Origin of the sequence: Thauera phenylacetica B4P (assembly GCF_000310225.1) — a bacterium.
Classification (GTDB): domain Bacteria; phylum Pseudomonadota; class Gammaproteobacteria; order Burkholderiales; family Rhodocyclaceae; genus Thauera; species Thauera phenylacetica.
In genome coordinates this window covers 1-9076 of the sequence record NZ_AMXF01000171.1, presented here as the reverse complement: position 1 = coordinate 9076, position 9076 = coordinate 1, and the positions used below count along the sequence as shown (strand labels likewise).

Here is a 9076-nt window from a genome sequence, read left to right as displayed (position 1 = left end):
GCTCGTCGTGGCCGCGGAAGCCGCCGCCCGGCTTGCCGTAGCCGGCGCCGGGCTGCTGCGGGCGGGCGCCACTGAAGTCGCGCGGGCGGCGCTCGCCATCCTGCGCGCGGAAGCCTTCCGTGCCGCCTTCCGGCCGCGCCGGGCGGCGGCGTTCGGGCACCGAGGCCGCCTCGGCCGCGCTCAGCTCGCGGATCGACAAGGGCATCTGGCGAACGCGGGTGCGCTTGAGCGTGGCGAGCAGGTCCTCGGGCAGGTTGGCGGGCAGCTCGACCGTGGAGAACTCGTCGAAGAGGTGGATCTGGCCGATGAACTTGCCCTCGATGCCGCCTTCGTTGGCGATCGCGCCGACGATCTCCTTGGGGCTGGCGCCGTGGGCACGGCCGACCTCGATGCGGTAGCGCACCAGCGCACCTTCGGAGAAGGAGCGCCGGCGGGCAAGGATCTCGTCGCGGTTGGGGCGCGGCGTGCGCTCGCGCGCGGCGCCGGTGGTGAAGTGCTCGGCGCGCGGCGCGCGGCCTTCGCTCGGCGTGGTGGTGGCGATGTCCCAGCCGCGGCCGGACTGCTCGACCTGCAGCGGGCGCTCGCGCTGGGCGAGCAGCGCCAGCGCGGCGGCGACCTCGTGGACCTCGAGCTCGTTCTCGTCGATCAGGTCGTTGACCACGCCCATGAAGAAGCCGAGCTCCGCGCCCGCGATGGTCTCGGCGACCTGGCGCTTGAACTGGGCCACGCGCAGGTTGGTGACCTCCTCGCTGCTCGGCAGCGCGATCGGGGTGATCGGCTGGCGGGTGGCGCGCTCGATCATCTTCAGCATGCGCGTCTCGCGCGGCGCCACGAACAGGATCGCCACGCCCTCGCGGCCGGCGCGGCCGGTGCGGCCGATACGGTGCACGTAGGCTTCGGTGTCGTAGGGGATGTCGTAGTTGATCACGTGCGAGACGCGCGGCACGTCGATGCCGCGCGCGGCCACGTCGGTGGCGATCACGATGTCGAGGGTGCCGTTCTTGAGCTGCTCGATCACGCGCTCGCGCAGGCCCTGGTTCATGTCGCCGTTGAGCGCGGCGGCGGCGTAGCCGCGTGCGGCCAGCTTGTCGGCGAGCTCCTCGGTGGCGATCTTGGTGCGCACGAAGACGAGGGCGGCGTCGAAGCTCTCCTCGGCGTCGAGGATGCGGGTGAGCGCGTCGAGCTTGTCCACCCCGCGCACCAGCCAGTAGCGCTGGCTGATCTTGGCCACGGTCGAGGTGGCGGCGCGGATCTTGATCTCCTGCGGGTTGCGCAGGTGGCGGCGGGCGACGTCGCGGATCACGTTCGGCATGGTGGCCGAGAACAGCGCGGTCTGGCGCTCGGCCGGGGTGTGCTCGAGGATCCACTCGACGTCGTCGATGAAGCCCATGCGCAGCATCTCGTCGGCCTCGTCGAGCACGATCGCCTTGAGCGCGTCGAGCTTGAGGCTCTCGCGCTCGAGGTGGTCCATGACCCGGCCCGGGGTGCCGACGATGACCTGGGCGCCGCGCGCGAGCTGGCGCAGCTGCACCACCATGCTCTGGCCGCCGTAGATCGGCAGCACGTGGAAGTTCCTCAGGTGATGGGCGTACTTGGCGAAGGCCTCGGCGACCTGGATCGCGAGCTCGCGCGTGGGGGTGAGCACCAGCACCTGCGGGCGGGTGTCGGCGAGGTCGAGCTTGGCCAGCATCGGCAGCGCGAAGGCGGCGGTCTTGCCGGTGCCGGTCTGCGCCTCGCCGAGGATGTCGTGGCCGGCGAGCAGCTGCGGGATGCAGGCGGCCTGGATCGGGGAGGGGGTCTCGTACCCCACGTCGGCGAGCGCGGACAGCAGGGGCGCGGGCAGCTGGAGGTCGGCGAAGCGCAGTTCGGCTTCGGCGGGGGCGGATTCGGGGCGGGAGGCTTCGGTCATGGCGTCGTGGCCGCGGGGCGGCGATGGGCAGCGGCGCTGCAACATCGCGGAGGCGGGCGATTGCGGCGCGGCGGGGGGATGGGGCGGCTTGTGGCCGCGGCGTAGCGGCGGGTGGCCGCAGGCTTGGGCGCTTGGTGCGTTGCGCTGGTGCGGAAGGGCGGCCCGAGGCCGCCGAAAATGCAAAAACGCGGCGCAGGGCCGCGTTTTGGGTCAACCGATCGACGTCCGCGACGTCGGGTCGATTACAGCGGGCGGATGTTGGCCGCCTGCAGGCCCTTCGGGCCGGTCTTGACTTCGAATTCCACGCGCTGGTTTTCGGCCAGGCTCTTGAAACCCTTGCTCTGGATTTCCGAGAAGTGGGCAAACAGGTCGTCGCCGCCGCCTTCAGGGGTGATGAAGCCGAAGCCCTTGGCGTCGTTGAACCATTTCACGGTACCGGTTTGAGTGCTCATTTTGCGTTCCATATGGAGAATTGCGGGCTTGCGCCCCGAAGTGCAGGAACGATCAAGAAACGTAATCAGGGAGGCATCAAACCGACACGCGTTCTCTTGGAACACGCTGGCAACCACACCAACAACCACTGCTTGAATCGACTGCGAGCGGCAAGATACACGCTTTTGCGCGGATGCGTGAATTTATTTTTCAGTTCGATCGCATGCGGCGCGTGCGCGGGACGCGTGCCGGCGTCCGGCGGTGGGATAATCCGCCCCCCGACAGTCAACGCAGGTTTCTCCATGCCCATCCAGTGGTTCCCCGGACACATGGCCTCGGCGCGCAAGAAGGCGGCCGAGGCGATGGCCATGACCGATGTCGTCATCGAGGTCGTCGACGCGCGCCTGCCCGAGGCGAGCAGCAACCCGATGATCGTCGGGCTGCGCCGCTTCCGTAACCGCCCCTGCCTGAAGCTGCTGAACAAGTCCGATCTTGCCGACCCCGAGGTCACGCGCGCCTGGATGGACTTCTACAACCGCCAGCCCGGCGTCAAGGCGGTGGCGATCTCGGCCAAGAACCCGGCCGAGGCGGCGCGCGTCCCGACGCTGTGCCGCCAGCTCGCGCCGCACCGCGACGACGGCGTGAAGCCGCTGCGCATGATGATCATGGGCATCCCCAACGTCGGCAAATCGACGCTGATGAACGCGCTCCTCAAGCGCAAGGTGGCCAAGGTGGGCGACGAGCCGGCGGTGACCAAGCACCAGCAGACGCTGGACCTCGGGCCCGGCATGACGCTCACGGACACGCCCGGCATGATGTGGCCGAAGATCGACCACGACGCCGACGGCTACATGCTGGCCGCGAGCCACGCCATCGGGCGCAACGCGGTGATCGACGAGGAGGTGGCGGCCTTCCTCGGCGAGATCCTGATCGCGCGCTACCCGGACAGGCTGGCGGCGCGCTATCGGCTCGACGCCGCCGCGATGGCGGGGCTGGACGGCCCGGCACTGGTCGAGGCGGTGGGCCGGCGGCGCGGCTGCCTGGTCAAGGGCGGCGGGCTGGATCTGGAGAAGGCGGCGCAGATCCTGCTGCAGGACTATCGCGACGGCGCGCTCGGGCGCATCAGCCTTGAGACGCCGGAGACGCGCGCGCGCATGATCGCCGCTGCGCAGGCGGCCGCGGCTCATCAGGTGGCCGCCGCGGGGGAGGCCGGAGAGGAGGATGCGGCGGGGGAGGGCGGTGCGGGAGGAGAGGGCGGCGACTGATCCGCCGTCTCCGGCACGATCTCGCTCCAGCGCAGCCACTGCCCGCAGGCGTTGCGCGGCCCGCGCAGCGAGCCGTGCCAGGGTCCTTCCTGGCAGGGGCCGCGCGGCGCGGCGGGGTCCAGCTCCACCGTGCTGCCGTCCGCGCCCACGCGGCGCCATCCGCCCCAGCGGTCGCAGGTGGGGCAGCGACGCAGCTCGGCGACGGGGGGCGGTTGGGGTGGGGCGGTGGCGGTCATCGGGTCGGTTGGCCTGGCGGCGCAATGATACGGCGGGCGTTGCGCACGGAGTGCGGCGCACGAGCGTGGCGGCTCGCCGGGCGTCGCCCCGCAGGTCTTCGTCGGCAGGCTTGCTGCGTGCACTTGGCGGCGCAGCCCGGGTGGGTTTGATATCATTCCAATTCTGCCGTTCCCCCTCCGGAGTCCCATGAGCGTCCCGTCAGCCTCACGGCTGCACGCCCTCAACGTCGACCTGCACTGCCATTCCACCGTCTCGGACGGCTGGCTCGAGCCCGAGGCGCTGGTGCTGCGCGCGATCGCCAACGGCGTCGAACTGCTCGCCCTCACCGATCACGACGAACTCGGCGGCATCGCACCCGCGCAGGGCGTCGCCCGCGCGCACGGGCTGGCCTTCGTCCCCGGCGTCGAGATCTCGGTATCCTTCGCCGGCGAGACCGTCCACATCGTGGGCCTGGGCGTCGATCCCGAGTGCGCCGAGCTGCGCGCGGGCCTCGCCGCCCTGCGCGCCGGACGCGACGGGCGCGCGCGGCGCATGGGCGAGGAGCTCGCCCGGGTCGGCATCCCCGACGCCTTCGCCGGCGCCTGCAGCTTCGCGCGCAACCCCGCGCTGGTGAGCCGTGCGCACTTCGCCCGCCATCTGGTCGCGAGCGGGGTGATGCCCGACGTGAAGACGGTCTTCGACCACTATCTCGTGCGCGGCAAGCCGGGCTTCGTCGAGCACCGCTGGGCGGCGCTGGAGGAGGCGGTGGGCTGGATCCGCGCTGCCGGCGGCGTCGCGGTGGTCGCCCATCCGGCGCGCTACCGGCTGTCCTCCATCGCCTTGGGCGAGCTCTTCGACCGCTTCATCGCCGCCGGTGGCGAGGCCGTCGAGGTGGTGGCCGGTGCGCATACCGAGGACGAGATGCGCCGCTTCGCGGGCCTCGCGCGCCAGCGCGGGCTGCTCGCGTCGCGCGCGTCCGATTTTCATGGCGTGCAGGAGAGCATGGTCGACGTCGGCCGCTGCAACCCCCTGCCCGCCGACCTCGAGCCGGTGTGGAGCCGCCTGCCGGCCACCGCCGCGGCGCTCGCGGCGGCCGCATCCTCCGTGCGCTAGGGCGCGCGGCATATCGAGCATCCGATCATGGCCCAGTATTTCTCCCTTCATCCCGAACAGCCGCAGGCGCGGCTGGTCCGCCAGGCCGCCGAGATCCTGCGTGGCGGCGGTCTCGTCGCGCTGCCCACCGACTCCGCCTACGCGCTCGCCTGCCAGGTGGGCGACGCCGCGCTGCTCGACCGCATCCGCCGCATCCGCGGGGTGGACGAGCGCCACCACTTCACCCTGATGTGCCGCGACCTCTCCGAGATCGGCACCTACGCCCGTGTGGACAACAGCCAGTACCGGCTGCTGAAGGCGGTCACCCCGGGTCCCTACACCTTCATCCTCGAAGGCACCAAGGAGCTGCCGCGCCGCGTGCTCCATCCCAAGCGCAAGACCATCGGCCTGCGCGTGCCCGAGCACGCGGTGGTGTCGGCGCTGCTCGCCGAGATCGACGGCCCGCTGTTGACCTCGACCCTGATCCTGCCCGGCGAGGAACTCCCGCTCACCGACCCCGAGGAGATCCGCGACCGCCTCGGCAAGCAGGTCGAGCTGGTCATCGAGGCGGGCTACTGCGGCCCGGAGGCCACCACGGTGATCGACCTGACCTCGGGCGCGCCCGAGCTGGTACGCGCCGGGCGCGGCCCGCTCGAGCCCTTCGGCCTGTAGAATCCGGGGTTTGCCACCGAGCCCGCGATGGATTCGCTGATCTCCACCCTGGCCATCTGGGCCCTCCCGGTCGTGCTCGCGATCACGCTGCACGAGGCCGCGCACGGTTACGTCGCGCGCCACTTCGGCGACCCCACCGCCCACCTCGCCGGGCGCATCACGCTCAATCCGCTGCGCCACATCGACCCGGTGGGCACCATCCTGGTGCCGGCCGGCATCCTCGCGCTGAGCTCGCTCGCCGGCGCGGGCGGCATCCTCTTCGGCTGGGCCAAGCCGGTGCCGGTCAACTTCTCGCGCCTGCGCAACCCCAAGGCCGACATGCTGTGGGTGGCGGCGGCGGGGCCCTTCGTGAACTTCGTCATGGCGATCGGCTGGGCGGTGCTGTTCCGCATCGCCGCCTCCGCCGAGCCGGGCGCCTACACCCTGCCCATGCTCAAGATGGCCGACGCCGGCATCCAGATCAACGCCGTGCTGATGGCGCTCAACCTGCTGCCGATCCCGCCGCTCGACGGCGGCCGCATCGCGGTGAGCCTGCTGCCCGACCGACTCGCCTGGCAGTACGCCCGGCTCGAACCCTATGGCTTCCCGATCCTGCTCGTGCTGCTGTTTACCGGCGTGCTCGGCACCCTGCTGTGGCCGCTGATCGCCGGCTTCCGCTACCTGCTCTCCCTCGTCTTCGGATTCTGATCCTCCATGTACGCTGAACGCGTCCTCTCCGGCATGCGCCCCAGTGGCCGGCTCCACCTCGGCCACTACCACGGCGTGCTCAAGAACTGGGTGAAGCTGCAGGAGGAGTTCCCCTGCCTGTTCTTCGTCGCCGACTGGCATGCGCTCACCACGCACTACGACAGCCCCGAGGTGATCGAGAACAACGTCTGGGACATGCTGGTCGATTGGCTCGCCGCCGGGGTCGACCCTGCGCAGTCCACGCTCTTCATCCAGTCGCAGGTGCCCGAGCACGCCGAGCTGCACCTGCTGCTGTCGATGATGACCCCGCTCGGCTGGCTCGAGCGCGTGCCGACCTGGAAGGAGCAGCAGGAGAAGATCGAGGGCCGCGACCTGTCGACCTACGGCTTCCTCGGCTACCCGCTGCTGCAGTCGGCCGACATCCTGATCTACCGCGCCGACAAGGTGCCGGTGGGCGAGGACCAGGTGCCGCACGTCGAGATCACGCGCGAGATCGCGCGCCGCTTCAACCACCTCTACGGCCGCGAGCCGGGCTTCGAGGACAAGGCGAAGGACGCGGTGCGCAAGCTCGGCGCCAGGCGTGCGCGCATGTACCACGAGCTGCGCACGCGCTTCCAGCAGGAGGGCGACGACGACGCGCTCGAGCAGGCCAAGGCCCTGCTCGACGAGACCCAGAACCTGTCGCTCGGCGACCGCGAGCGCCTGTACGGCTACCTCGAGGGCAGCGGCAAGATGATCCTGGTCGAGCCCGAGGCGCTGCTCACCCCGGCCGCGCGCATGCCCGGCCTGGATGGGCAGAAGATGTCCAAGTCCTACGGCAACACGATCAACCTGCGCGAGGACGCCGAGAGCGTCACACGCAAGGTGCGCACCATGCAGACCGACCCCGCGCGCATGCGCCGCACCGACCCGGGCGAGCCCGAGCGCTGCCCGGTGTGGCAGCTGCACGCGATCTACTCCGGCGAGGACACCCTGGCCTGGGTGCAGCAGGGCTGCCGCAGCGCGGGGATCGGCTGCCTGGAGTGCAAGCAGCCGGTGCTGGAGGCGATCCTGAAGGAGCAGGAGGGGCTGCACGAGCGCGCCCAGCCCTATCTGGACGACCCTTCGCTGCTGCGCAGCATCATCGCCGACGGCTGCGAGCGCGCGCGCCGGCTCGCGCAGGAGACGATGCGCGACGTGCGCGAGGCGATGGGCCTCGACTACGGTTGAGCCCGCCGCACGCCGCCCTCCCGATCGCAGCCGCACCATGAACCTGCCGCTGGCCCTGGCGCCGGTCGACGCCGGCGCGCCGCTCGATGTGCTCGCGCGCATCTACGGCGAGCCCCTGCTCGAACTGCCCAAAGACCTGTATATTCCGCCCGACGCGCTGCAGGTCTTCCTGGAAGCCTTCGAGGGGCCGCTGGACCTGCTGCTGTATTTGATCCGCAAGGCCAACCTCGACATCCTCGACGTGCCGATGGCGCCGCTTACCGCGCAATACCTCGAGTACGTCGAGGCGATGCGGGCGACCAACCTCGAGCTCGCCGCCGAATACCTGCTGATGGCCGCGGTGCTGCTCGAGATCAAGTCGCGCATGCTGCTGCCGCGGCCGCCGCGTGAAAACGCCGAAGAAGAGGACCCGCGCGCCGAGCTGGTGCGCCGGCTGCTCGAATACGAACAGATGAAGCTCGCCGCGGCGCGGCTCGAGGCCCTGCCGCGGGTGGAGCGCGACTTCGAGTGGGTGGGCGTCTTCGTCGCCGAGAAGGTGGTCGAGCGCCTGCCCGAGGTCAGCCTGCACGACCTGCAGCTCGCCTGGCTGCGCATCATGAAGAAGGCGCGGCTCAACCAGAGCCACCGCGTCGGTCGCGAGCAGCTGTCGGTGCGCGAACACATGACGGCGATCCTGCGCAAGCTCGGCGACGGCGCCTTCGTGGTGTTCGACACCTTGTTCGACGTCGAGCTCGGCCCGCCAGGCCTGGTGGTGAGCTTTCTCGCCGTGCTCGAGCTGGTGAAGGAAAGACTGGTCGATGTGACCCAGAACGAGGCCTTTGCGCCGATCTACGTGAAGCTGGCAGATGGCACCCGCAACGACGCCTGAGACCTGGCTGCGCATCGTCGAGGCCGCGCTGCTCGCCGCCCCGGGGCCGCTGCCGGTTTCGGAGCTGCGCAAGCTCTTCGACGAGGATCCGGGGCCGGATCTGGTGCGCCGCCTGCTCGACGAGCTGCGCGCGCAGTGGTTCGAGGCCGGGCGCGGGGTCGAGCTGGTGCAGCTGGCGAGCGGCTGGCGCTTCCAGACGCGGCCCGAGTACCAGGTCTACCTCGACCGCCTGAAGGAAGAAAAGCCGCCGCGCTACTCGCGCGCGGTCATGGAAACGCTGGCGATCATCGCCTATCGCCAGCCCGTAACGCGCGGAGACATCGAGGACATCCGCGGCGTGACGGTCTCGCCCAACATCTTGAAAACCCTCGAATCGCGCGGCTGGGTCGACATCGTCGGCCACCGCGACACCCCCGGGCGGCCGGCGTTGTTCGCCACCACCCGGCGCTTCCTCGACGAGATGGGGCTGCGCAGCCTGACCGAGCTGCCGGCGCTCACCGAACTCGAAAAAATCATGGATCTAGTCGATGTCTCGCAAACCGAACCGGCCGCTGCGCCCGCCCCTGAAGAAGAAGTCTGACGCGATCGAGATCCTCGACCGCGACCCGCGCGAGTCCCGCGGCGGCCAGCGCGGCGAGGCTGCGCCGCGCGACGGGGACGCCCAGCCCAGCCACAAGGACGCGCACCTCAACGCCGACCCGCGCGGCCCGCGCACGCCGCGTCCGC

General features: G+C 70.6%; 9 protein-coding genes and 1 pseudogene. 8 read left to right on the top strand and 2 right to left on the bottom strand.

The window, feature by feature from the left end; all coding sequences use genetic code 11:
- The coding region (locus C667_RS16955) for a DEAD/DEAH box helicase (protein ID WP_004371074.1) at window positions 1-1909 on the bottom strand (1909 nt) is incomplete at its 3' end.
- Window positions 1910-2151: 242 nt separating this feature from the next.
- Window positions 2152-2361, bottom strand: coding sequence for a transcription antiterminator/RNA stability regulator CspE (gene cspE / locus C667_RS16950; RefSeq protein ID WP_002926583.1), 210 nt, complete (start codon window positions 2359-2361; stop codon window positions 2152-2154).
- Window positions 2362-2643: 282 nt separating this feature from the next.
- Between cspE and ylqF the strand changes: the two genes are divergently transcribed.
- The 8 genes and pseudogenes from ylqF to C667_RS16910 form a co-directional block, all read left to right on the top strand.
- Window positions 2644-3606: a ribosome biogenesis GTPase YlqF gene (ylqF, locus tag C667_RS16945; protein ID WP_039921947.1), complete on the top strand. Its 963-nt coding sequence runs from the start codon at window positions 2644-2646 to the stop codon at window positions 3604-3606.
- A 423-nt stretch (window positions 3607-4029) separates the two neighbouring features.
- Window positions 4030-4935: a 3',5'-nucleoside bisphosphate phosphatase gene (locus C667_RS16940; protein ID WP_004371069.1), complete on the top strand. Its 906-nt coding sequence runs from the start codon at window positions 4030-4032 to the stop codon at window positions 4933-4935.
- A gap of 27 nt (window positions 4936-4962) precedes the next feature.
- Window positions 4963-5586: an L-threonylcarbamoyladenylate synthase gene (locus C667_RS16935; RefSeq protein WP_004371067.1), complete on the top strand. Its 624-nt coding sequence runs from the start codon at window positions 4963-4965 to the stop codon at window positions 5584-5586.
- A gap of 27 nt (window positions 5587-5613) precedes the next feature.
- Window positions 5614-6273: a site-2 protease family protein gene (locus C667_RS16930; RefSeq protein WP_004371065.1), complete on the top strand. Its 660-nt coding sequence runs from the start codon at window positions 5614-5616 to the stop codon at window positions 6271-6273.
- A gap of 6 nt (window positions 6274-6279) precedes the next feature.
- Complete coding sequence (locus C667_RS16925) at window positions 6280-7482, top strand: tryptophan--tRNA ligase (protein WP_004371063.1); 1203 nt, start codon at window positions 6280-6282, stop codon at window positions 7480-7482.
- 37 nt (window positions 7483-7519) lie between these two features.
- Window positions 7520-8350: a segregation and condensation protein A gene (locus C667_RS16920; protein ID WP_004371061.1), complete on the top strand. Its 831-nt coding sequence runs from the start codon at window positions 7520-7522 to the stop codon at window positions 8348-8350.
- Entirely contained in the window at window positions 8328-8930 is a 603-nt protein-coding gene (scpB, locus tag C667_RS16915; RefSeq protein WP_004371059.1) for an SMC-Scp complex subunit ScpB, read from the top strand. The genes C667_RS16920 and scpB overlap by 23 nt, the downstream gene beginning before the upstream one ends.
- Window positions 8878-9076 (top strand): annotated as a pseudogene (locus tag C667_RS16910) (23S rRNA pseudouridine(2605) synthase RluB); the annotation flags it as partial. The gene scpB and the pseudogene C667_RS16910, both read left to right, overlap by 53 nt.